The sequence below is a fragment of the Paenibacillus sp. LS1 genome, assembly GCF_026013365.1.
Lineage (GTDB): Bacteria > Bacillota > Bacilli > Paenibacillales > Paenibacillaceae > Paenibacillus.
In genome coordinates, this window is the sequence record NZ_JAPDOE010000002.1 from 575,929 (window position 1) to 601,536 (window position 25,608).

General features: G+C 47.7%; 19 protein-coding genes. 3 read left to right on the forward strand and 16 right to left on the reverse strand.

What is annotated here, in order from left to right; translation table 11 throughout:
• Positions 1–159: 159 nt before the first annotated feature.
• Both OM416_RS11950 and OM416_RS11955 read right to left on the reverse strand, forming a co-directional pair.
• Complete coding sequence (locus tag OM416_RS11950) at positions 160–1,773, reverse strand: helix-turn-helix domain-containing protein (protein ID WP_264929512.1); 1,614 nt, start codon at positions 1,771–1,773, stop codon at positions 160–162.
• The gene (locus OM416_RS11955; RefSeq protein WP_264929514.1) at positions 1,748–3,547 is read right to left on the reverse strand and encodes a sensor histidine kinase; all 1,800 of its coding nucleotides are present in this window, start codon (positions 3,545–3,547) and stop codon (positions 1,748–1,750) included. Before OM416_RS11955 ends, OM416_RS11950 begins: the two co-directional genes overlap by 26 nt.
• Positions 3,548–4,110: 563 nt before the next feature.
• On the opposite strand from OM416_RS11955, the gene OM416_RS11960 reads away from it, so the two are divergent.
• Complete coding sequence (locus tag OM416_RS11960; protein ID WP_264929516.1) at positions 4,111–5,520, forward strand: hypothetical protein; 1,410 nt, start codon at positions 4,111–4,113, stop codon at positions 5,518–5,520.
• Between the two features lie 222 nt (positions 5,521–5,742).
• Here the strand turns inward: OM416_RS11960 and OM416_RS11965 are convergent, their stop codons facing one another.
• The 5 genes from OM416_RS11965 to OM416_RS11985 form a co-directional block, all read right to left on the reverse strand.
• Positions 5,743–6,345 (reverse strand): DUF4269 domain-containing protein, encoded by a 603-nt coding sequence (locus OM416_RS11965; protein ID WP_264929518.1) that lies wholly within the window; start codon positions 6,343–6,345, stop codon positions 5,743–5,745.
• Positions 6,346–6,347: 2 nt separating this feature from the next.
• Complete coding sequence (locus tag OM416_RS11970) at positions 6,348–6,554, reverse strand: YwbE family protein (RefSeq protein WP_264930703.1); 207 nt, start codon at positions 6,552–6,554, stop codon at positions 6,348–6,350.
• 211 nt (positions 6,555–6,765) lie between these two features.
• A complete protein-coding gene (locus tag OM416_RS11975; protein ID WP_264929520.1) occupies positions 6,766–7,554 on the reverse strand; it encodes a polysaccharide deacetylase family protein in 789 nt (262 codons plus the stop codon).
• 66 nt (positions 7,555–7,620) lie between these two features.
• On the reverse strand, positions 7,621–8,559 hold the full coding sequence (locus OM416_RS11980; RefSeq protein WP_264929522.1) for an aldo/keto reductase: 939 nt from the start codon (positions 8,557–8,559) through the stop codon (positions 7,621–7,623).
• A 112-nt stretch (positions 8,560–8,671) separates the two neighbouring features.
• Positions 8,672–10,696: a Na+/H+ antiporter gene (locus OM416_RS11985; RefSeq protein ID WP_264929524.1), complete on the reverse strand. Its 2,025-nt coding sequence runs from the start codon at positions 10,694–10,696 to the stop codon at positions 8,672–8,674.
• A gap of 214 nt (positions 10,697–10,910) precedes the next feature.
• Between OM416_RS11985 and OM416_RS11990 the strand changes: the two genes are divergently transcribed.
• Positions 10,911–11,210 carry a hypothetical protein gene (locus tag OM416_RS11990; protein WP_264929526.1) on the forward strand — a complete coding sequence of 100 codons (300 nt, stop codon included), beginning with the start codon at positions 10,911–10,913 and terminating at the stop codon, positions 11,208–11,210.
• Between the two features lie 97 nt (positions 11,211–11,307).
• Here the strand turns inward: OM416_RS11990 and OM416_RS11995 are convergent, their stop codons facing one another.
• Positions 11,308–11,790 carry a MarR family winged helix-turn-helix transcriptional regulator gene (locus OM416_RS11995; protein WP_145319214.1) on the reverse strand — a complete coding sequence of 161 codons (483 nt, stop codon included), beginning with the start codon at positions 11,788–11,790 and terminating at the stop codon, positions 11,308–11,310.
• Between the two features lie 270 nt (positions 11,791–12,060).
• Here OM416_RS11995 and OM416_RS12000 point away from each other — a divergent pair, with 270 nt between their 5' ends.
• Positions 12,061–13,176 carry an FAD-dependent monooxygenase gene (locus tag OM416_RS12000; RefSeq protein ID WP_264929529.1) on the forward strand — a complete coding sequence of 372 codons (1,116 nt, stop codon included), beginning with the start codon at positions 12,061–12,063 and terminating at the stop codon, positions 13,174–13,176.
• Positions 13,177–13,324: 148 nt separating this feature from the next.
• Here OM416_RS12000 and OM416_RS12005 read toward each other — a convergent pair whose 3' ends face one another.
• The 8 genes from OM416_RS12005 to OM416_RS12040 all read right to left on the reverse strand — a co-directional run bounded on the left by OM416_RS12005 (position 13,325) and on the right by OM416_RS12040 (position 25,378).
• Positions 13,325–13,555 carry a hypothetical protein gene (locus tag OM416_RS12005; RefSeq protein ID WP_264929531.1) on the reverse strand — a complete coding sequence of 77 codons (231 nt, stop codon included), beginning with the start codon at positions 13,553–13,555 and terminating at the stop codon, positions 13,325–13,327.
• Between the two features lie 222 nt (positions 13,556–13,777).
• Complete coding sequence (locus OM416_RS12010; RefSeq protein ID WP_264930705.1) at positions 13,778–16,354, reverse strand: beta-mannosidase; 2,577 nt, start codon at positions 16,352–16,354, stop codon at positions 13,778–13,780.
• A gap of 91 nt (positions 16,355–16,445) precedes the next feature.
• Positions 16,446–18,029, reverse strand: a complete 1,584-nt coding sequence (locus OM416_RS12015; RefSeq protein WP_264929533.1) for a helix-turn-helix domain-containing protein — start codon at positions 18,027–18,029, stop codon at positions 16,446–16,448.
• The gene (locus OM416_RS12020) at positions 18,026–19,807 is read right to left on the reverse strand and encodes a sensor histidine kinase (protein ID WP_264929535.1); all 1,782 of its coding nucleotides are present in this window, start codon (positions 19,805–19,807) and stop codon (positions 18,026–18,028) included. Before OM416_RS12020 ends, OM416_RS12015 begins: the two co-directional genes overlap by 4 nt.
• 30 nt (positions 19,808–19,837) lie before the next feature.
• Entirely contained in the window at positions 19,838–20,713 is an 876-nt protein-coding gene (locus OM416_RS12025; protein WP_413775777.1) for a carbohydrate ABC transporter permease, read from the reverse strand.
• 15 nt (positions 20,714–20,728) lie between these two features.
• Positions 20,729–21,610, reverse strand: a complete 882-nt coding sequence (locus OM416_RS12030) for a carbohydrate ABC transporter permease (RefSeq protein ID WP_264929537.1) — start codon at positions 21,608–21,610, stop codon at positions 20,729–20,731.
• Positions 21,611–21,712: 102 nt separating this feature from the next.
• Positions 21,713–23,026, reverse strand: coding sequence for an extracellular solute-binding protein (locus tag OM416_RS12035; protein ID WP_062833682.1), 1,314 nt, complete (start codon positions 23,024–23,026; stop codon positions 21,713–21,715).
• Between the two features lie 258 nt (positions 23,027–23,284).
• Positions 23,285–25,378, reverse strand: a complete 2,094-nt coding sequence (locus OM416_RS12040; protein ID WP_264929541.1) for an acyltransferase family protein — start codon at positions 25,376–25,378, stop codon at positions 23,285–23,287.
• Positions 25,379–25,608 lie beyond the last annotated feature (230 nt).

Consider the following 25,608-nt stretch of genomic DNA (forward strand, 5'->3'; position numbering starts at 1 on the left):
ATTCTTCCTCAGGATGAAGCTCCGTTGTGGCTCCTGTGGTTCAAGTATACGGCGAGACGAGGAAGACCTCTATCTGCTGTGGTGACCTGTTGACTTATCAAATTATGACTTTAGTACCAAAATAAACAAAACAAAAGGCGCAGCATACTGCGCCATGAGTTATACGGTACGTGACTGTTTGCGGAACTCCTGTGGTGTGATACCTGTGCACTTTTTGAACATTTTGGTGAAATGCGAGTAATTGTAGTACCCCACCTTGCCAGCGATATCCGTCACCTTGACGGTGGACTGGGACAGCAAGGTCTTCGCTTTGGCTACTCTCCCCTGAAGGATAAACTCGGACAAGGACATCCCCTTCTCTTTTCGAAACAAACGGGATAGATAAGCAGGATTGAAACCGGCAAAAGCTGCAAGTTCCTCTCGCATGAGTTCTTCGCCAATATGTGTTTCGATATAAATACATAACTGATCCACAATAGTCATTGGACTGTGATCGTCCGGGTACAACACGGGGATGACACGATCAATCAGATCAGACGTCCACAGCTTCAACTGTGGCAACGACCTTGTGACTACACTCTCTTCCGGCTCCCGTTCCCCCGGATACAGACTGCGTATGGATACGTTTTTCTGATGAAGTAACGGGTAGACCACATGCAGCATCGCATGATAGTAGAGACGCAGTATTTCAGGAGACAATCCCTCCTGGGCTGCAAGCAACTCGAAAATCTCATCCACACGTTCGCGCAAATCCCCAACTTTACCCGTCTCAAACAAAATGGATAACTCCGAAAACCACGGAATCGGCAAAAAGCGATCTTCCTGATCTCTGCCCCGCTCATCGTAGACAAAGACTTCTTCAAGCTCCTTAATATTGCGCCGCTCCATATCCATTAGTTCATTCAACATGCCTTGCAGCTCCGTTACAGCGACCGGGACACCAACATAACAGGACAATCGGCAGTAGAAATACGTACCACATTCCTGAATGTACCCCTGACAACGTTCTGCCACTTCGCTCGCACTCGGTATGATGCCATCTTGTTCGTAAGCAAGCACAATATTCAATCCACTATGATCCTGAAACACCTCACCCGGCTTGTCGCCAAGCAACATCTCTCTTCCTGCATTACGAAGGGCATATTCTAATACCTCTTCATCACGCAAATCGAATTCACGCACCCACTCCTCTACCGAGATCACAATGGGTAATACACGAGCCTGTGGATCGATCTCAGCACCATACAATTCTGCGAGCTCTTGCAGCCGTTGCTCAGTTAACGTGATCCGCTGAGAGATGGCATCTTTCCAGAAACGTTCTGTCAGGAGCGGTTTATGGGTCTTCCAGCGTTTGTATACGGTCTCATAAACTTCGCTGGTACGGGTACGCTGCTCCCCATCCTTGATCTTCTCCACCGCCTGGCTTACCACCTTGATCAATTGATCCGCTGGAGCCGGCTTCAATACATAATCAAAGCTGTTCAGCTTAATTGCCGTCTGAGCATAATCGAACAATGCATGCCCTGTCAGGAAAATGGTCAGCATGCCTGGATCATGTTTCAACACCCAGCTCTGCAGATCAAGCCCTGTTTCGCCAGGCATCTCAATATCACAGATCATGATATCGATGGCACTTGCCTTCAGGACCTTTCTCGCCTCTTCTGCATCACAAGCACTGAACACCTGGTCAATGCCGGCCGCATGCCAGTCAACACCTTCCACCATCGCTTGTAGTGCATACACTTCATCATCCACGATCAACAGGTTCCGCATGGGCTCCCCCTTCTTCCTCTTCGGTCTGAGCGGGTAAATCAATGATGACTGCAGCGCCGTTATCCGCCTCATTTCTAAACTGCAAACTGGCTTGATCACCATACTTCACTAACAGCCGATGAGCCACGTTCCATATACCGATATGCTGTCCACCCGGGTCTTCAGCGTATTGCCCCTGCTGCAGACGTTCCAGCAATTCCTCTTCAAATCCGACACCATTATCCACAATCATCAGTTGAAGCACCGTCTCATCGATTTGACCAGATAACATCTTCCCATGGCATGCCACGATTCGAATGACAAATGGCTGCGTTCGCCGCTGAAATCCGTGAATAATGGCATTCTCCACAAAGGGCTGAATCGTTAATGGCGGGATCACATACTTACCGAGATCCGGTTCAATATGCAATTCAAAATCCAATCGGCTTGGAAACCTCAGCTTCTGAATTTCTAAATAATGACGAATGTGCTCCAGCTCTTCATCCAGACGAATAACACGTTTGCCTGCACGCAGACTGAATCGGAAATAATCAGCCAGATGGCCAGCCATTTGCTGCACCAGCTCATGCTTTTTCAAGGAAGCCAGACTATGAATTATATTGAGTGAATTCAGGTAAAAGTGAGGATTGATTTGCATCTGTAATTGTTTGAACTCCGCCTCGCGCGTCCGCAATTGTTCCTCGTACACATCAATCTTGAGATGCCGGATCTCGCTGGTCATCTGATTGAAGCTTCGTGTCATAAATTCAAGTTCCGAGGAGGATGGGGGCTCCAGCTTCACATCGAGATCTCCGCGACTAACCCTTCTCATGCCTCGGATCAATGAATTCATGGGACGGAATAACAGTTGCCGCAAAAAGATCAGTGCAGTAACCAGAATTACTGCCGCCCCAATAGGGAGAAGACGAATGATCTGCTGGAAGAACGGGAGGTTACGCATCATGTCTTCCTCAGGCAGTAGCACGATATAATTCATTTGTGACATGGCTGAGGCAATACCCAACATCAGATATTGACGTGCCTCTCCCTTATTCATAACTTCAGAAATCACCTGATATGGATTCTTTAGGCCCGAAAGATGTGCAGCAGCAAGCTTGATCTGTCCAGCATTCAATGTGGAATCCGATAATGCCCCACCATCGGTTCCAACAATGACGGCGCCTCCCCTATCTCCGGATTCTGTGAATTGCTGCGTGTGGTTCAATGCATTCATATCGACAAGCGCACCCGCATAGAACTGCTGATTGATCCGCACCGTTTTCACCAGCGCATTCCACGATCCCCCACGCACGATGCTCCATTCCGGCTTCTGGATATCACCTTCCAATTGCTGCATCTGGACCGGCATACTCTCCTGCACAACCGACTTTTTGACATCGTAATTGCCCGAAGTGGCGAGCAGCAGATCATCATTGACGGCATCATATAGAAAAAAGGAATCGATCAGATTATAGAAACCGATATCTGTCATGAATTTATTCATAATGCGTTGCTTCGCAATGATATAATCGCCACTGCCGTATTCCAGAAAAAACAGGGAGATAATATCTGGGTCCCGCTCGCCCAGACTATATAAATATCGATTCGTCTCCTGTAATACACGTTCATTCTGCTCCACACTCTTGGCAAGATGATTCATATTGGTGAGAGATACCTTGTCACGTACGACTTTCATGGCGTAGACGTTGTTGTAATAGAGCAGCATGAACAGTGGCAGCATGATCAATGTAAGTCCCACAATAAACTTAAAACGAAGTGAACGGATCAAATTCATGGATTATGGATTCCCGCCCTTTTAGAGGTAGTTCAAAAAGTCCGCTTTTGATTACGAATTATGCCTAGCCGCATCATCAGCTTCGAATATGAAATTCAGCCGAAATAAGCGGGAGGCTTACGAAGTATGTTTCCTTTGGAAACATTGTGGTTGCTCACGTAGTTTGCCTACGCTCCGCTACTCCATTTCTATCTCCATTCCATCTTCTCGGTACTGAAAACCAGACTTTTTGAACACACACTTTATTTCAACATAGTTTTTTTCTATTTTCTTCCTTATGATGGCATGTTTATTGTAATCACCCCTGCTTGCCATTGTCTATGCGGTCCCGTGACCTGCACATGTCAATTCTGGTGACTTCTATTCGCTCCAAGTTTGGATAACACACTTCATATTGTAATAAATTCTCCAGTTGTAAAATAAATCCTTCATTTATTGCTCAGCACACTCTCCCTAAAAATAAATGCTGCAGCAAGCCCCGAACTCCACGAACGCCCGATCTTGACATGCATACGATATATCACTCCTCGGGTTTGTCACCAGGATGTAGGGAGGCCTGTTCGATGAATATTCAACTCACTGCGTTACACTATGTCTATCTGGCATTTATCATCTTGATCATTGCCGTAATGATCCGGCGCAGAGACACCACCATTATCTGTGTCGCGGGTATTATGACCATTGGACTTCTGGCAACGGAAACCTTAAGCGGTTCGGTCGCTGGAATCTTCAGCAGTTTTATCTATGCCACAAAAGAATTGCTTAGTACGATCTTCATCATCTCGATTATTGTGGCGATGAGCCGTGTTCTGATCAGAACTGGCATTAATGAGGTCATGGTGACACCTGTCACCCGATTTATCCGTTCACCTCAGGTGGCATATTGGGGAATTGGACTGATCATGATGGTTGTATCGCTCTTTTTCTGGCCCTCCCCGGCGGTAGCACTGGTTGGTGCTGTACTGCTTCCTGTAGCGGTACGTGTAGGGCTTCCTCCGATCGGAGCTGCCATTGCGATGAACCTGTTCGGACATGGGATTGCACTGTCAGGGGATTACATTATTCAAGGGGCTCCCAAACTTACAGCTGATGCGGCGGGTATACCGGTTACTTCCGTCATGACGGCTAGCATACCTCTGGTCATTGTCATGGGAACGGTATCTACACTTACAGCTTTCTGGATGCTGCGCCAAGAGATGAAATCAGGTACAGTGACAACGGATCCTTCCTCCTCGTCAGAGGCTGTGTCTACTTCTTTACCTGGCAATCTGCCTGTTGAACGTCAAGCACTGTCACCCCGTTTGCAAAAGGTCTTCGCTCTTCTTATCCCTCTGTTATTCGCAGTTGATGTGATTTTGATGTTTGTATTGAAGCTGCAAGGTGGTGACGCAACAGCTCTGATTGGCGGAACTGCTGTGGTCATACTGATCGCCGTCACCCTTGCTGCACATCGACATGCGGGACCAGAGGAAACGACTAACTATTTAATAGAAGGATTTCAGTTCGGTTTCAAGGTATTCGGCCCGGTTATTCCGATAGCTGCGTTCTTTTATCTGGGGGATGCTGCGATTACGGAATTGTTCCACAATCCTCTTCCTGAAGGTTCACATGGGATTGTGAATGATCTCGGGGTTGCACTTGCTGGACTGGTGCCTCTGAATGGTACGGTGGGAGCCATTACGATGACGGTGACCGGAGCGGTCACGGGGATGGATGGATCGGGATTCTCGGGGATCTCCTTGGTTGGCTCGATTGCGTCCATGTTCGCAGGTTCGGCAGATTCCGCGCCTGTGCTGACCGCACTCGGTCAGGTCGCAGCCATATGGGTAGGTGGTGGAACCTTGATTCCATGGGCCTTGATTCCTGCTGCTGCGATCTGCGGAGTCAGTCCTTTTGAACTTGCAAGACGCAACCTGAAGCCTGTATTGCTGGGACTCGCGGTAACGACGATTGTAGCCATTTTTTTGATCTGACCAAAGGTTATTTACACTGACACTACGATGACAGAAGAACCTTCCAATCGCTGTTATTCCCAGATTTTTTTGATCCCCTTTCTCAAGGGAAAATCCGGTAATAGCGTATGCTTCCGATGCAGCTTTCTTTCAGAAAGCTTTTAGGCGAACGCTTCGCTTTTTCAGGTTTTTTCTGTCCTCTCCGTTATCGTGTAAATGATTAGTTCATCTCAAATAGACATTTTACAAAGACGTGCGCGAACGTGCCCAGTTCCAGAGATCTTCACGTTTCATCTCTGCCAGATGCAGCATGTCCACATATGGATCTCCCTCTAATCCAAGTACAGAAGCAAATGCAGGCTCCGTCTTCCACCCTGCCCGTTTCAGTCGGCGGATCTCACGGTGTCCCGCGTCTCCCCACAGTTGTAACAATCTCCACTCGACAATCATATGTAGGTATGCATTCTGCCTGTTGACTGGCACAGATTGGGCAAAAATCTCCACAGGCCAATGTCCCACTTGCAAATTAAAAGTCACATAAGGACGTTGGTCTGGAAGATCCCCACCCCCACGAACACATCGAAACTCACCCACGGCACCGATCTGATCATGCATCTCAGCTTCAAAGGCATCCAGATCCTCTGCATAACACAGTAGATCCAGATCACTGCCCGGAATATCAATATCAATCGGTACCGTTCCCGCCGGATATGGGTAGTAGTCAGCTAATATATCTAGCAGTCCACTAGTCTTTAACACGCGGTTTGCGTCCTGCTGACGTTCGTTACCTGTAGCCAGATGGGCCATTACATCTGCGGTAGTGATCATCTCCCCGCTTTTGCCCACTGTTAGTTTGAGCCTCCTGCAATGACCTGTTTCACACGTCCCACATGGCCGCTCGTCAGTCGTACTTTGATTCCGTGTGGATGCGTAGGGGACTTGGTTAATAGATCCTTTACAATACCACGTGTCAGCTTGCCTGTAGCTTGATCCTGCTTCAACACGATGTCCACCTCAAGACCCGGTTTAATATTTACTCGTTGTTGTCCATTCATCATATTCACTCCCTCTATGTTGTAATTCATATCATGTATACTATATAACCCTTAATCACAAAGCTCCATCTATTGTAGACGTTTTGGTTTCAAAACGAAAGCTATGTGGACAACCTCCCTACTCCTGGTTCCTTAATTTATATAAAAACAGGAAGAAAAAGCCGCAGGTTTCCTCATACCGAGGCCTGCGGCTTTTGATTCAATTGGCATGTTAAGGTTGCACATTCTTCAACGAAGAAGAATGTGAAGTTCCATCCTTCGCAGCTTCGCGTGCCTTCACAGCAAGTAGCTCAGACACCGTCACGAACCGATATCCCTGCTGCTGCAGTTTCGGCAGAATCGTTTTGAGTGCTGCTACCGTATGCGACTTGCCTTCCACCTTATCGTGAAAAAGTACAATATCCCCATTACGTGTGTTCTTCAGCACTTTGTTGACGATGGCCGCTACACCTGGAGAAGCCCAGTCCCGTGTATCCTGATGCCAGGACCAGAGTACAATCGTATACCCTTTTTGTTTGGCAGCCTGAATGACCATGTCATTGTAGTATCCGCCCGGTGGCCTGAACAACAAGGGACGCTCCGCACCAGCTTCAATGATGGAACTTTCCGCTGCGTTCATATCGTTCATGTACTTATCAGCACGTGTCGAACGGACTGCATACGTATGCGCATACGTATGATTGGCGATTTCATGTCCTTCGAGCTGCTCCTGCCTAATCAGTTCAGGAAATTTCTCTGCCCATTTGCCAAGTACAAAAAAGGTTCCTTTAGCTTGATATTGCTGGAGCAACGCCAGAATCTGCGGGGTTTGAATCGGATCTGGTCCATCATCAAACGTCAGGGCGATGAGTTTATCTTGTGTGGGAACCTCCCACACGATTTCTCCTCGTTCCTCATAGTACTGACGGTTCTTCTGTACAGGCTTCGCATAGGCAGAACTGCTGCCTAGCACAATAATCAGCGTGAACAATCCGATGAATCGGGCTGCCTTCAGGTTCATGTTGTGTCCTCACTTTGTCTTCATACGTAAACTCCCTGTTAGCATTTCCCGATTCACCCGAACTAATTAACGAAAGATCTGATCCACAACGGCGATTTCGTCAGCAGTTAGCTCTACATTCAATGTTTTCAGATTATTAATAACCTGCTCCGGTTTCTTGGCGCCCGGAATCAATGCATCAATGGAAGGCTGGGTCAGGTACCAGGCCAGAACCAGATGAGCGACCTCAACATCCTTGGATTGTGCAATGCTGCGCAGTTGTTCTACTTTATCCAGATTTTCAATGAAAGCCTCACCTGTGAACAGCGGGTTCTTCGCACGTCCATCCTGGAAAGTGGTATCACGATTATATTTACCGCCTAGCAGTCCCGCTGCCAGAGGGAAGTAAGGAACAAAAGATATGTCATGCTCAGCCGTATACGGCAACAGCTCTTTTTCCGCTTCTCTTTTGAACAAATTATATTCAGATTGCAGTACGTCTACATGCCCGTCCTTATTGGCTTCACGCAACTGATCGATGGAGAAGTTGGATACGCCTATGGCCCGGATTTTCCCAGCATCTTTCAGCCGTTTTAACGTATCTACTGCTTCATCCTTCGGCGTGTTCTCATCCGGGAAGTGGATGTAGAAGAGATCAATGTAATCGGTTTGCAGACGTTTCAATGCCTCATCTACAGCCGCTTTCAGGAAAGCAGGTGAGTTATCCACGACAATCTTGCCATCTACAAATTTATGGGCCGCCTTGGTTGCAATAATCGTATTCTGACGTTGACCGGTTTCCCTCAACACTTCACCGATCAGTCGTTCGGAATGCTCCGGTCCATAGATGTACGCCGTATCCACAAAGTTGATGCCTTGTTTCAAGGCTGTACGAACCACTTCCTTACCCGTCTCATCATTTAGCATGCCCGGATAGATATTATGTCCTCCTACTGCATTTGCACCCAGTCCAATGGGATTCACGATCAGATCCGTCTTGCCCAACCGAATTTGTTGTTCTGCCATGTCTCATCTCTCCTTCACTGATCGATATAAGTACATTTTTGCAATGATGCGTGTTGCTTGTTACATATTATATCAAACCGTATAGCGCATTTAAAATATCGGGTTTATCGGATTAGGTGTTTTTCAACGCAGTCGCTTCCACATCGTTGATAAAACGGCGCAATTTCGCAGCCACATCACGATTAATTTCGCCGTTCTCATACAGTTGTTGTACCGTATTGCGCTGTTCCTGAATCGCCACCATCTGCAATTCGAGCTTCTCCTGATTGAACGGATCTTCCGTTACACCCTGGTTCCAGGTGCGCAACTTGGCAATCACCCGCTCATACTTGGCGATGACCGACAACGCTACCACTCGATTACCATCATTTATATGGGCACGGATGGCTTTAATTGCCGCTTCAGAGGTGCGCAGCTTCACCTGACGGAACAGTTCCGCATTTTCAAGCATGAAAGGTTGGCTTGGTTTCTGGGACCGATTGGTGAACAGATGTCCTAACACACGCCCAATCTCGCTGACCGAGGTCATAAATTGAGTATTGGTGCGATTCGCCAGCATCATTTCCTTACGATCCAGCCAGCTGTCACATTTGAAGGCCGCATCAGAAGCAATGGCATTTTCGTCCAGCATCACTTCGATTTCTTTACGCTCGGCACGAGTGGCAATCAGGTTGATAGCTGTTTCTTGTTTTTGAATATCTTTGCGTTTACCAGCGGTAAGCTGACCTGCGGCCTGCCTGATGTATTTTGACAGGTCGGAGACGACCGCGAGTGCGGCAGCTTTGTTCTCATCGTTCATTTCGGATTTCACAGCTCGTATTGCCGCATTCAGCATAATGTCATGTGCTTTCCGTTCTGACTTCTGCGGTGTTTCTTCTGTCGCTTTCCCATCGTCCTTGGCCAGAACAGGAAGAAACACACTCGCAGCAATTAGGGAGAAGAGAATAACCCCTGCTGCCAGGAAAATGATCAAGTCCCTTTCAGGGAAAGGCGATCCATCCTGAAGCACGTAGGGAATGGAAAAGGCACCCGCCAATGTCACAGCCCCCCGCACGCCGGAGAGGGAAATAATCGTAATCTCCTTCAATCGTGGTCTGCCAATAGAAGATTTGGTACGCAGCAATTCATTCCCCTGCCAGAACAGATAGATCCAGAGAAAGCGCAGAATCAGCAGAAGCACCGAGATCAAACTTACATATCCCAACACCTGCAGATTATTAAACGAAACATTTTCAAAAATGGTACTCAACACATCCGGGACCTGTACGCCCAAAATAACGAATACAAGACCGTTCAGGATAAATAAAATGACAGACCATGTGCTCGCAGATACGACCTGCATCTTCAACTGAACCGATTCTGCGCGGTCACGCTCAATGGCGTGAATAATCCCACCTGCTACGACCGCCAAAATGCCCGATACACCAATCTCTTCACTCACCAGATAGATGACAAACGGAGTCAAAATTTGCAGCAGCATGTGAATGGTTACATCCTCCATGCCCAGCCTACGAATCCACACCCCGAGCCTGATTAACAGAAAAGATAACAATGCCCCGACGAGAAGTCCGCCAATCGCAATCAGAATAAAACTGAAGGTTGCATTCGCCAAGGAAAATACACCTGTAACTGTGGCTGCAATCGCGAATTTGAAGGCGACCAGGCCGGATGCGTCATTCATTAATGCTTCACCCTCAAGAAGCCTATGTATGCCTTTGGGCAGATGTACCCGGCCAGCCATGGCGCCAACGGCCACCGCATCTGTCGGGGACAGTATGGCTGCAAGAGCAAAAGCAGCGGGTAACGGAATCGAAGGAATCAGCCAGTGAATGGCATACCCTGCCACGACTACGGTCACAAATACAAGCCCTAGCGCAAGCAGAAGTATCGGTGCACGCAGATTCCATAACTCATTCCTTGGTGTTCGCTTACCATCGTTATATAACAAAGGTGCGATGAAAAGCACAAAAAACAATTCCGGATTCAACGGCAAGTGTACCCCCGCAGGAAGTAGAGCTATAGCTACACCGAGCACGATTTGAATGAGCGGAACGGGAATAAAAGGTACAAACCGGTTCAGGATGTTCGATAAACCGATCAGCACCAGTAAGACAAGTACGGCAATAAATATTTCCATGATGACAATTCCTTTCCGCTATAGAAGTGGTGATACCTTTGTTGTATAGGTTTATTTTAACATAATCCAGTCCTTGTTATAAAAATGTTGTCATATTCTTATACCCATTCGACTGGCTTCAGACTTGTTTAAATTGAAGATTTCTAATTGATTCTGTATATAAGATGTTACAATATGCTCAGGACAATACCCGTTTGGAAAGGAACTTGCATCTATGGCATTTGGAATTAAACGACAGGAGCTTACTACATGGAAAGAACAAGTGGCTCGTGGTGAGATTGCCTACCTTACTCATTTCTGGATTGACAATCGATTTCCCGGTATCACCAGTGTCACCAAAGTCGGCTGCGCAGATCTGGAACGTCTGGAGTCTTGGTGTAACGATCATGGACTGGACCCACGATACATTCATCGGCGGCAGCCATTCCCCCACTTTGACCTGATGGGCAGCAAGCAAAAGGAGATTTTGATCCAGAAAGGCATGACCGACCATTTGGTTCGCTTTCATTTGTAAAACAACTCAAAAACGCCAGTCTTCAAGGTTCATCCCCCCGCAATTAGGGACGAACTCATGAGGACTGACGTCTTCGAACCATCAAGTCATATATGGACTACCGATGAATCTGCTCAAACGACTTCATGTTCTCCAGCAGTTTCAGCTCAATTTTCTTCAGCATGCCGAACATCTGCTGTTGCTCTTCCTCGGAAAGTGCTTGCAACAATTCCCACGTCATTCGACCGCGATTCGCATTAAGTGTCTTGGCGAGTTGCGTTCCCTCATCCGTTAGGGACAACCACACAATTCTACGATCTTCTTCACTACGCACCCGCTGGATCAACCCTTCCGTTTCCAGTTGATTCAGTACAATGGTGGTTGCGCCGGAAGACAAACTGAGTTGTCTGGCCACATCCACCGCCATGCAGCGTTTTTCACGTAAAATCATGCCCAATATATGACTTTTTGTCGGATTCAGTTTGCAGTTGGTTTCGGTCTTCTGCTGCTGATCCAATACTTTATTTTTATATCTGAAGAAGGCCTCCAACAATTGATCTACATTTGCCAATTGAGAGTTTCGCTCCGTATCCGGGCTCATAAACGTTCCTCCTGCCTTTCATCATAACCTACCTTTTATTGTAACATATTTACACTATTATGTTTGTGAAAAATGCGCTTGTTTGGTATATCCTATACTTGACGGGAAGACGTGTGTTTTATTTCGCCATACACCTCTTGCTTTCTTGCGTTGGGTTTGATTATAATAATCTATATCTACAAGTTACTTTTAGTTACTTAATGATTTTAATAAATCTGTTGTTATAAAGTAAATAAAGCGTCACCATTATATTGCAAGGGACTTATGCACATGAATCAGAATTTACAATCACCATTAAAAACGGATGTTTGCATCGTCGGCGCAGGTCCTGGCGGTGCTTTGCTATCTTATCTGCTGAATCAAAAAGGAATCTCCACGATTCTCATTGAGAGACAACCACACCTGCACAAGTCGTTCCGCGGGGAGTTACTCAATGTGGACGGCGAAGCGATCCTAAGTAAACACGGCCTCTATTCACTCATCCAGGAACGTGGAGCGCTGCTCTTGGAAGAGATTCAGTATTGGGAGAATGGAAAGATTATTCATACGGTATCACCGGGTAATGGAGAATCTCATGTCGGGATTCATGTACCCCAAAATCATCTCCTGGAAGCCATCGTATCACACGCTCAGCAGCACAGTACAAATGAACAAGTGTTGTTTAATACCATCATGACCGGTTTGTTACGAGACAAGAGCGGCCAGACCGTTGGCATTAACATTCGGCAGAACGGCGTTCCTGCCTCCATCGAAGCATCCGTGATTGTGGGTGCAGATGGCAGATACTCTGCTGTACGCAAACATTCCGGTTTGACTCCCGAGATTCGCAAGCACGGATATGACCTGTTATGGGCACGTATTCCGGCACCTGTAGGTTGGGAACCAGCTGTTCGGATGGCCAGTATGGATGGGCAACAGCTTGCACTGTTCTCCCAATTCGGTGGTTATGTTCAGATCGGATGGAACATTCCCGAAGGAGCATACTCCAAGCTGCGAGAGCAACCGATTGCTCCTTTTGTAGATAAACTTGTATCTGCTTTTCCTTGCCTGTCTGATTCTGTAGCTGCCAACATTCAGAGCTGGAGTGATTTTGTTCTGTTATCTGTTGAAAGCAGCTATTGCCAATCATGGGCACAGGACAATGTTGTGCTCATCGGTGATGCCGCTCATACGATGACGCCAACCGGTGCGTTTGGACTGAATGCCGCGCTCGAAGACGCAGACGTGCTCTCAGAACTGCTTGTTCGAATGGCCGCCGATCAATTCGGGTCCATTGCATTGCTTCAGGAGCTTCAGGCAATCCGCGGAGCAAAGGTACAACAGCAACTTGCACGGCAAGTGGAGATGGAATCCTCTTTCCAGCAGCGGTATGAATCATTTCTCTAAAACCCGTTAAACCAGATAAAATAACCGGTTAAACTTCAAGTGGGATACAAATACCTCCCAAATGCCCAAACAGCCGATCACTTCCTCGTGGAGAAGAATCGGCTGTTTGGCTTATTTAAACTCTTTTATATGTAATCCGTATCCTTCTTCATTTTCGTTTGCGTGGAGCAAATGAGTCCTCTCGGGATGCCCCTTCTTGATTACCATCAACGTCCTTCGGATAGGAAGACATGTTATCTTTTTCATATATCGCTTTCTCCAAATTGCTTAAGCGGCGCAGGACTTGTTTGCTTTTACGAACGATATATACAATACCAATGATCAACAGGATTAACATCAAAGAAAATATAATTATCCCCTGATAAAAGACAAATGACATGAATCCACCTCCTTATTGAAAACGATTTCTTTCTATCATTCTAACCCGAATGAGCTAGGATGTGAACCCGACTAGAAGTTTCGCTTGTGGAGTAGGAAAAAAACAGCCTGACACGATAACAGTATCTTCTCACCTGTTCAAAAAGAAAAAAAGGTGGTATTCCTGATCAGGGATACCACCTTAAACCTCGAATAAAAATCGAAATTTATTATTATCAATATTTCATCCTTCTCTGCCGTTTATGGCACTAACTCGAAGTTCCGTCAGTGGCAGAGACGACTGCTCCGGATGACGCAGTCTCACTGTCCGGCTCTCACCGGGGAGCAGATCGAAATAGTTGTCACTGAATCGGACACGTCCAAGGGGGAGCTCCAGCTTCACCAATCGTGCTATCGCACCACTGGCCGTAACCGTTACAGACTGTTCCTCTTCGTTCACATGTACACTCAATTGAGACTCAGGCAAAGTCACATCCTTAGGATCACGCAAGAAGTACCGATTGTTCGGCGCCGCAAACCCTTCAGATACCAATTCAATCATCACTTCCTCCGCACGTCTGCCCTGTAGCACCTCTGCTTCAGTTAATTCAGCAATACACAGTGAGGATTGTGAACTTACTTCAACAGCATGTGTGCTGGAATAGATCTTCTCTCCATGCAAGCCATAGACATTGAGCAGTAGCTGCCCTTTCAAGATGTCACGTGTATCGTTCACAACCCACAACGCAAGCGGCTCCCCCGGCTCATGCTCCAATGACAACAGGACAGGATGAAAGAATGTTTTCCCGTAATAAAAGGATGCCTTCGGCAGCAGTTCATAGTCGATCATGGACCAGCTTGTCCCCGGCCAACTATCGTTCAATTGCCACACGAGCGCGCCGCTGTTACGGTGATTAATGCGCCGGAAATGTTCAATCCCATAGCGCAATCCTTCTGCCTGAGTCAGCATGGAATAGTTCATGTACTCTTCTATATTTTGCGGAATGCCTGTGTAGCCCTCCATCAGCAAAATACCTTTCTGGTGATTGGTATCCTTGTTACGGTAGGCCATCTCGGGACTGCCCCAGTAAAACTGCCCTGCGGGCATATTTTTCTCCAGCGTGTAACGATTGGCCGAGGCATGCATACCGAACTCACTGCTGAACAGTGCATAGTCCTTTTTATAATTTTTAAACGTTACACCTTCAATACTGTAGTCAAGCAGCGGTGGCTCTCCATGCTTCCTCGGATAGACCGACCCGTGCCATACCTGCCAATTGTGGCGATCCCCTACATCCGGATCATTGGCATCCTGACCATTACTGTCCCCGAACGGCGAAGAAGGCCAATATGGACGGGACAGATCCAATCGCTCCAGCACCTCAGGAATCAGCTCATGATAGATCTGTTCACCATAGAACGGACTAGTAATATCTCCACTCGCAGACTTCATATCATAGAGCCAATCAATCTCATTATTGCCACACCAGATGGCGAGCGAGGCACGATTGCGCAGGCGCAGGACATTGTTCTCCACCTCTTGCCGTACATTGTCCATGAAATCACGATTGAAATCCGGGAATAATGCATTCGCAAATGCAAAGTCCTGCCACACCAACACCCCTTGCCGATCACATTCATCGTAGAAGACATCCTTCTCATATATGCCTCCGGCCCAGACACGCAGCATGTTCATATGCCCTTCCACCGACAGCTCGACAAGCTCACGATACCGGGAATTCGGGATGGCACCAATCAGTTGGTCAGCCGGAATCCAGTTGGCACCCTTCGCGTAGATCTTCACTCCGTTCAGGATAAAAGCAAATGCATCTTCACCCTGTTCATTGTGCAGGGCAAGCTCAATCGTTCGTAACCCATAAGGCTCACTATAACGATCCACCTCCGCCCCATCTGCGTACAACGTAACCTCCAGCGTGTACTGATAAGGCTCACCCAGATCATGAGTCCACCATAACTGAGGTGACGTAACGTTCAATGTGGTATCTGCCTTGCCACCTTCTATAGGCAGTTCAGTGGCACCTGCCACCTCGTTTCCGCTGCGATCCAGCAGACGGACATCACAGGACGCAACCACAGCTTGCTCGCGTTTCTGTCTGCTCCGGAAAGACAAGACGGATTTCACATCCGCCGTGACACGTAAAACCGCCAGCTCTGTACTGACTGATTCCGTTCGAGCATACACACTTTCCAACTTGGCGATTGTTCGTTTTTCCAGCCGCACTTCACCCCAGATCCCCACCGTGACCATGCGTGGACCCCAATCCCAGCCAAAGTTCATCGCAGCTTTGCGCAACCAAGGCCGTTCCTTCGTATACGAGGACCAATCGAAGGTTTCTTTGTCCCGGTGATGCAGGTGAAGCGGGTCAAACTTGACAGCAATCGCATTCCAGCCACTGCGTACCAGAGCCGTTACATCAAATGTATGTGACATGAGCATATTGGCCGTTTTCCCAACTTCATGGCCGTTCACATATACTGTTACAAACGTATCCAATCCTTCGAACACCAGTTCAAAATGCTCCTCCGTCTCTGCATCTCTCACCAGATTGAAGGTTGTGCGATACCACCATTCCTTCTGCTCGATCCAGCGACTTTTTGCATCATTATGTCCATAGTAAACCGGGTCGATAATGCTACGCTCAATCAGTGCAGCGTGTACATCACCAGGTACTTCAGCTCCGATCCAGAAACGGTCATCCAGCGCAGCAGCTGCCACATCCATGGCCCGCTTCTCCCCAACTTCAAAATGCTGTATTTTCCATGATCCCGACAAATCCTGACTTGAACTATGCACCTTCATCATTACGCCCTCGCTCCCCAAGAGCCCTGAGTAATGCCACATCGAAAACGTTTGCAGAAAGAACATGACTCTCTTCTTAATCTGCTCACTTCTAACTTCCCGAAGGCTTGAACGATAACGCCTCCTCGCGATATTCACTCGGGGTCTTACCTGTATGTTTTTTGAACAGCCTGCTAAAATACTTCACGTCTTCATAGCCGCTGATGGCAGCGACTTCACTGACCTTAGCTGGAGACACCGCGAGCATATCCATCGCTCTTCGTATACGCGTATCGGTGACAAAATCACCGAAGGTCACGCCCATTTCTTTTTTAAACAGTTCACTGAGATGTCCCGGGTGCAAATGAACCTGACCTGCTACCTGTTGCAGACTAATATCCTGTGCCAATGAAGATTCAATATAGCCTATAGCCTTTTGCACGTGTGCAGCCTGTCCCTGACCCATTCGGCTATGATAGGCATGCATCAGACCATACAGATGATGGAACAGCATATCCCCAAGATCCGTAGCTTCGGCATCCGGTTCCGGCAGCCAGGGTTCAAGCCTTGCAGATTCTTCACGCCCTGTCGCTCGCATGGTACGGGTCAGCCAACGATGACCTGCAATGACAACAGAGTGCAGATAAGCACTGAACGATTCTGGCGTGACTTCCGGTTCTGCCATAAGATTAGCCACAAGTTCCCGCGTCCATGTCGTTAACGTGACCGAATCATTATCCAGCAGCAAGGTGCCAAGTGTGGTCTCCTCTTCGTGAGTTAATATGGTTTTACCACCTTGGCGATCTTGAACATGCTCATACTGCCATATTTTATAGTCTATCAAACCTCGATATCGGAATGCAGTTGAAGCAGTTCTATAGCTCTCGTGCAGATCTGCAGATCCACGAACAGGCAGACCTATCGCTGCGCGCAGGGTGCACTTCAATAATTGCTCCACTCGGCGTAAAGCACTCTCCAGCCTGAACGGAAACTCCTGTTCAACAGGTGGCCATGAGACTACACAGATAATTTGCTGTTTCTCTACATGAGCAATGGCACCAGGTAGCACATCCTCCAGGGTATTCTGCACCGCAAATCGTAATAGTGCATCCGAGGATCGATCCCAGCCCTCTGCTCGAAGAACCATTACTTGTCTGAGCATCTGCGCATCATTGAAACCATTAACCGCTTCCTTCTGTACACCAGACTGCAAGAATGATGGACAAGGGCCAGAAACAATATCACCATCAATGATCCATCCGGCAAACAGCCGCTCTCGGTTCTCCCGCATAAGCTGTCCCTCTCTGGATTTCTCTGCCCACCGTTCTGTGATTCGCTGTTTGGCCTGTAACACCGTCTTGATGATCTCTTCCGGCTTGCTTGTTTTGAGCAGATAATCGGTAACACCTTGGCGAATCGCCTGCTGGGCATAAGAAAAGTCATCGTAACCGGATAAAATAATAACCTCCAGTTCAGGTAGCAATCGCAGTCCCTCTTCTGCCAGTTCCAGACCTGATCTGCCTGTCATCCGGATATCCGTCATCAGGATATGTGGACGTTCCTCCGCCATACGTGTTAATGCCTCCTCTGCCGAGGCAGCAGGTTGAAGAAGTTCAATTCCGAGTTCATGCCAAGCGATGACGCTGGCAAGCCCTGTACGAATAATCACTTCATCATCAACAATTAATAGTCTCATGGCGATCCCTCCAAGATTGGAATGGAAAACGAAATCCGGGTACCTCCCCCAACCCTGCTGTCCACTTCGAGCTGTGCATCCGGTCCATAATGTAGCAACAGTCTCTCATTGACATTGCAGAGTCCATAACCTCCTTGGTTTAGGTGTCTTTCCGGCTGTTTTCCTTTCCATTCCCTAATGCTTATCCTTAATTGCTCCAGCCTGTTCGGCTCCATGCCGACACCATCATCCAGCACCAGCACATTCATGTGTTCATTCTCCGAATCCTTTCGAATCATAACGGTGATCGTGCCCATGCCCGCTTTGGGCTGAATGCCATGAATCATCGCGTTCTCAACGAGCGGTTGCAGCAACAGCTTCAACATCATTCGCTGCTCAAGCGCTGGATCTACGATATAATGCAAGACGAATTGATCCGGGAAACGAATCGACTGCACACGCACATAATGACGGATATGAGCAATCTCCTGTTCCACAGGACAGTAATCCTGACCATTATTCAAACTGATGCGCAGAAAATCACTCAGGCCCTCCACCATATCCGCGATTCTCTTCTCTTCAGACATCAGGGCAATCCAGTGAATCGAAGAAAGGGTGTTATATAGAAAATGTGGGTTAATCTGCGCCTGAAGTACTCGAAGATCCGCTTCTTTTTTGCGAGCTTCACCGCGAATAATCTCTTCCTTCAACAACTGAATATGTGCACCGAGCAGATTGTAACTCTCCCCCAGCCTGCCGATCTCGTCATCACTTTCGGACCGAAACAGAGGAAGAGGGCGTTCCGGATCAATTCGGGACAGATGCCGGGTAAGTACACGAAGCGGCCTCGTCACACGGCGCACGGTAAACCAGACCAGTCCAGCACTGATTGCAGCAGACATGGCAACGGCGCATCCGGTCAGAATAAGGATATACCGATTCTCGGACTTATACTGGTCGTATGGAACAGCTCCAACCAACGTCCAGCCCGTCAGTTCTTCCGGATAATAGAGCAATGTCCGTTTATCCTCACCACTGCCATACGTGGTTGTCCCGCTACCAACATCCTGAATTAACGGTGTGACCCCTGGTTCGACATCCTCCAGTTTAAGTCCAAGCCGGGATTTGTCCATGGAAGACAAGATCTCTCCCGAACTGCCGATGAGTTCCAGTCTGCCTTGCCCTCTACCCAATCCCAGAGCAGCCCATCCTTTGGATATGACCTTCTCATCCAGACTGATCGCCAGCCATCCGATGGGTCGATAATCATGGATACTACGGATTGGTCGAACCAAAGTGATCACATTTTGTATACCTGCATAATTCTGAACCGGATATACTCCAGTCCATTTTTTCACCGCTTCTCCGCTCGGTACAGGTGGATAAGATAAGCTTGAATTATTGGATTCATACCAGGTAGCCGTAGACAATGTGGCATCGAATCGGCTTGGATATATGGCGATGTTCGCAATATACTTCTTGGAAGCCGCCAGATTGGTCATCCTGCCCAGGATATCCACCCGGTCTAGCTCATGATCTTCATTGTGGCTAAGATACTGCTGGAGTTCCCGTTCTCCAATCAGGAAAATGGACAGGTTCTCCGCATCCTGCAGCATATAACGAAGATTCGCTTCCACCAGCTTCAGCGTATCCATACCAGACAGTTTTGTTTTTTGCTCTGTGATGCGGGAAGAGATCAGAAAGGCGAACAGGCCCAAGGCCAGCAATGGCACAATCATTGAAGCCGTCACGACGACCGATAGCTTCCTTTGTAACGAAGATGTGAGCCAGCGTGCCAAACGTTTCTCCTCCTCTGGATGCGCTTTCGTTTACCCTTTGACTGCTCCGGCTGTCATGCCTTTCATAACCTGTTCCTGGAATATGAGATACAGGATAATCGTTGGAATGACCGACAGGGTCATGGCAGCAAGCGTTAATCCATAATCGGTCTGATATCCATCCGCAAAGTTTGCAATTGCCAGCGGTAGCGTTTTCAATCCGGTTTTGTTGATGAACACAAGCGCAAAGGAAAAGTCATTCCACGCATGCAGGAAACTCAGGATCGTAACCGTCGACAACGCAGGGACAGACATAGGCAGCATGATTCGGGTAAACAGCCCCCACAGTCCCGTTCCATCAATAAAAGCCGCCTCTTCAATGTCACGTGGAACACTTGTTAGATAGGCAGTAAGTACGAAAATAGCTGTAGGCAAGGCAAAGGCCGTATACGGTAAGATTAATGCCCAATACGTATTTAGCAGGGACATTTGTTTCATTAGAATAAATAAAGGGACAAGTGTACTATGGATCGGAATGAGCATGCCTACGACAAAGAAAGTCATGATTAACCCTTTCCAGCGAAACTGGAAACGCGCCAGGATGAATGAAGCCAGCGCTGCAATAAACAGCGTCAGAATAAGTGACCCCACAGATACGATTAGTGAATTGCCAAAAGCGGTTCCCAGCTTGGAGCTTTCCCATGCATTGCTGAAATTGGCAACATTCCAGTTTTCCGGCAGTCCAAAGGGCCGGCTATAGAAATCTTCATTCGTTTTGAACGCACTAATCACGAGCCAGTAGAACGGATACAATGTTAAAATACCATAGACCGTCAGCAGCGTCCAAACAATTCCGCTACGGAGGCGGCGAATCGGATGGCCCGAGCCACTCCGTGGTGATGGCATGGATACAGGTGTCACGCGCATGATAACTCCTCCTCTCTATTGATTCTCTTTTCGTTTGCGACTGGTCACCCACTGGCTTGTTCCGATCAGCAGCAGGGAGATCAGTACGATGGTTGTCGAGATGGCACTACCAAAACCATAACGGTATGTTGTAAAGGTTGAATTGTACATATACGTAGCGAGCAGTTCTGTCGCATGGGCCGGGCCACCCTTGGTCATGATGTAGACCAGATCGAATGATTTCAGACTGCCTGAAATACATAGAATGATCGCAACCTGAACGGTTCCCCAGATCATCGGCAAAGAGACCGATATCAGCTTCCTGGTTCCTGAGGCACCGTCTATTTTGGCAGCATCATGAATCTCGCCTGGAATATTCTGTAGCGCCGAGATGAAGATAATCAGATACAACCCGACAAAGCTCCAGAGCAGCGGAGGTACCAATGAGAAAATTGCAATCTTGTCATCGGAAAGCCATTGCAGCTTCCAACTCTCCAGCCCCAGTGCATCCAGCAAAAAGTTCAATATCCCGATCTGTGGATGATAGATATACTGCCAGATCATACCGATGACCACCGTGGATAGTACCATCGGCAAAAATACCGCTGAGCGCAGAAACCGCTGTAATGGATTGCTTTTGTGTAAGATGACCGCCAGAATCAGTGCTAACGGAATTTGTCCAAATACAGATGCGAGCACAAAAATAACGTTATTTTTCAATGCCCGCCAAAATACAGGATCATGCCAGATTTCTACGTAATTATCCACACCAATATATTTGGATGCCCCGATGCCGGACCAATTGAAGAACCCGTAGTACGCTGACCACACGACCGGTACAAATACGAACAATGCATAAATGATGACTGCTGGGGCCAGCCCCAGCATAATAAAACGCCGACTGCGCAGTGCGTTCATCTGTTCACTTCCCCTCCATGAATGCCTTTCCCAACCTGCGACGAGCTAGTTCCATCTATACTTAAAACCCCTCCCCTGCCGGGAAGGGGTTCTGACGAATCGTTACTGACTAACTGCATTGGCTTGAGCCGCCTGTATTTTGGCCGCAATGTCTTCGGCCTTACCTCCCATAAGCAACTCTTGCAAGGCATTATTAATCACCTCAACTGTTGCCGATCCCAGCTTGGAATCGTATACTGGCGTAATCTTCACTTCCTGCATCAGATCATATAACTCAACGAACAATGGATGCGCCTTGGTTTTGTCCAGATCAATCTTGTAACTCACCAATGTGCTGCTATCCAATGTGGCCTTCTGACCGTCCGGTCCTGCGAGCGCGTAGAATAACTCCATCGCTGCCTCTTTTTGTGCACCACTCAGCTTTTTACTTACACCCAGCCCGGTTCCTACAACACCGGATGTTGTTCTTGGTTCACCCTGACCTCCGTCCACTGGAGGAAGAATCGTAATATGGGTGTTGTTCAATACCTCTTCAGGTGCATTGTTCACCAAGTTCGCCAAGGCCCATCCGCCGTTCATGACCATCGCTGCCTTACCTTGGAAATAAAGCTGCATCATCTGCGTCTCATCGATACTGTTAAATCCATCTTGGAATGCTTTGGTGTTGCCAAGCTCCTGCATCTTGTTCAAGGCTTCAACAAATTGTGGATCGGTAAAGCTTGCACCCTCTTGTGCTGCAGCTTTCAGGAACCAATCTGTGCCAGTAATCCGGTCAGCCAGTGTACTGAATATCGTCGATTGTGCTACCCAGTTGGCCTTGTTACCAAGTGCCATGGGAATGACTTTATTTTGATTAAATGTAGCAATCGCTTGTTCCAGTTCCGCCCACGTCTCAGGCACTTTCACGTTATACTGCTTGAAAAGAGCTTCATTGTAATAAATGAAGGAACTCGGTGCCAAATTCATGGGCACGGAGTAGATATTCCCGTCCACGGTGTATCCGTCCAGTGCATTCGGGATGAAATTATCTTTCCACTCCGGCTTCGCGTCCAGCTCTGTATTAATGGGCTGTAACAGATCCCCTTTTACAAATTCCTTGGTCATGGCATCCGGCCACATCACGAACAGATCTGGCATCTCGTTGGCAGCCGCCACCGTGCGAAGCCGGGTTTTGAGACCATCTGTCGGCAGACCTTCATCCACGACTTCAATATCTGGATGTGCCGCGCGAAAATCTTCAATAATTTTGCGCATCGCAACCGCCTTCGCATCCTGTCCAGTCCAGTTGTGCCAGAGAGTGACGGTTACTTTGTCATTGCCGCTTCCTCCTTCTGAAGTATCCCCGCCAGTACAGCCAGCAAGAACAATGGAGAACAATGTTATTGCAAGGAAACCCGAAAGCCATTTTTTCAACATCTCTATATTCCCCCTTGGCGATTTGATTACACTTATTATAAATGGTAACGCTATCATTTCGTAAGGTGACGATCCACGGATGCAGGGGTGAAAAATATCGGTTCCCCTGTTTGGAACTTACTTTACTGACTTATTGTTCATAACATATAAAAAGAGCTCTCACCATGAGAGCTCTTTCTTGTTGCAGCCATCGGTAGCTTACACCCAGGGCCATATATAATGTAAAAGTGCTAAATCTTATTGAAAATGGATTAGTGATTATTGGATGCTGTTCTTCACCAGTTCTGCAAAAGCTTCAGACCCTTGCGTAGTGAGATGCACGCCATCTTTTTCAAAATATTCGTCATGTCCTTCACTTGCACTGTTCCAGTCAATCAGCGAGACATTGCTGTAATTGGATGCAGCCTCATTCAAAGCCCTGTTCACCGTTCGTTCCCATGGACGAGGTACGCGTACAGTAACCAGATATACCTGATCCTCATCCTTCAGATAATCAAGCACAGCATTCAAGTTTTTCGAGTTAAAAGAGCCATTCGTCCCAAGCTCCAGCACCACTTTGCTGCCCATTTGGTTGTTTCGCTTCAAGCCTTCCAATACATCGGCAGCCTGCCACATCTGACGGCCGACATGTCCATCCACGTATACTCCCGATATGCTTTGCTCCAGATACGGCTTTGCATCCAAAATCACGGAATCTCCAATGACCGTATAATGAACCTTTCCATCCTGGGCAGGAGGAGCCGTTTCTTCATTGTCCTGAGATGAATCAGGTGCATCATCCGTATGATCCGTATTATCGGATTGATTCGCTCCAGCGTCATCTGGAGTATCATTCTCGTTAGTCACGGAGTCATCGGCCGGCTTATCTTCAGACTGATCGTCCTTGCCCGGATTTGCAGAAGCGTTCTGGTCGCCAGGTTTCGATTCTGGAGTAGACTCTCCTGTCGGCTTTTCATTTTTCCCCGGATCATCTTTCGTTCCCGCTTCCGGTTTATGGCTATGAGCATCGTTCTTTTGGCCAGAGCCTGACGTCGCTGTAATTGCTGGTACAACATCCTGGCCCTGTTCCTCTGCTACGGAATTCTCTCCATTCAATGTGTTGGACATCGATACCGAATGGGAGTCGGAATTCGCTGCATGGGAGACCATCATCTGAGATACCGTATAAGACAACAGCAGAATCGTCATCAACAGACCCGCCCGCTTCCACCATACATTACGTATACCGATCGATGATCGCCCTCTTCCCCATAAACGGGACCAAGAATCGCGGAATCCGTTGTACCGAATCGGATTTTCAATATATTTAAGGGACAATGAGGCCAGTACAACCGTTGCAGCAACCTGTAAAATGATCCGCACAGGATGCGCTCCTCCCGTATCCACCGCGGGATTCGTTAAAATAATAACAGGATAATGCCACAGATATAATCCGTAGGATCGCTCTCCGATCCACCGTAGTGGCTTCGCTCCAATGATACGTGCCAGGAAAGACGACGGATGAGCTAACACCGCTACCAGTAACGTTGTCGCCATAGCCTGAAGGACCATACCCCCTTGATATAGAAACGGATCATATTCACTGCTATTCAGCATCATGTAAATCAACAATGCGAGTGCAGCCACCCCCGACACATCAAGCACAAGCCGGTTCATACCGGGCAGAGAGCTCGAAAGCTTGCGACTAGGCCACACCACGGCAAGAGCAGCACCTGCCAACAGTGCGAATGCCCGCGTGTCTGTTCCATAATATACACGGCTCGGGTCCAGATCCGGATTATACATGATGGCCATTGCGCCAGCAGACAATTCAGCTGCGACAACAATGAAGACGACCAACCATCCCTTTCTTTTGAACACTACGATTGCTGCGATCAGTAGAAGAGGCCATAAGAGATAAAATTGCTCTTCCACAGCCAGTGACCAGAAATGTCCAAACGGAGATGGAGGGCCAAAACTTTCGAAATAGGAAACGTTGTGAAAGATATACCACCAATTGCTTATGTATAATACACCCGAAACGATATCACCACGAAGCGCAGCGAGCCGGGACGGATCTGAACAGGCCAACCAGATCATCACCACAGCTGTCATGGTCAGCATGCCTGGAAGCAGACGTCTTACCCGTCTTACCCAGAAATCACCGAGAGAAATGCGTCCATGTTCCTGCCACTGTGACACGAGAATATCTGTAATCAAATATCCCGATAGAACAAAAAATATACCTACACCGAGCAGTCCGCCCGGAATAAAATCCAAATTCAGATGATACGCGATTACCGCAAGTACCGCGATGGCTCGCAAGCCGTCAAGTCCGTTCATATGTCTCTTACTATTTAAAGATTGTGACATGCATGCCCCTCCTTGTTACTGTGAGTCAACAACATTGGTGTTGGGGGCATAAAGGAAATCCTGATCGTTCTGGTTGTCATTAACATACGTATTGCACCTTCCATCTTTCATTTACAACATAAAGAAGACGTATTGCCTGTCCATTAAGTTTTAATCATTACGATATTCTTTATATTCATTCGTGAGTTCACGTTTAGCATTATACGCCCGAAATAAGCTTCATACTTTAC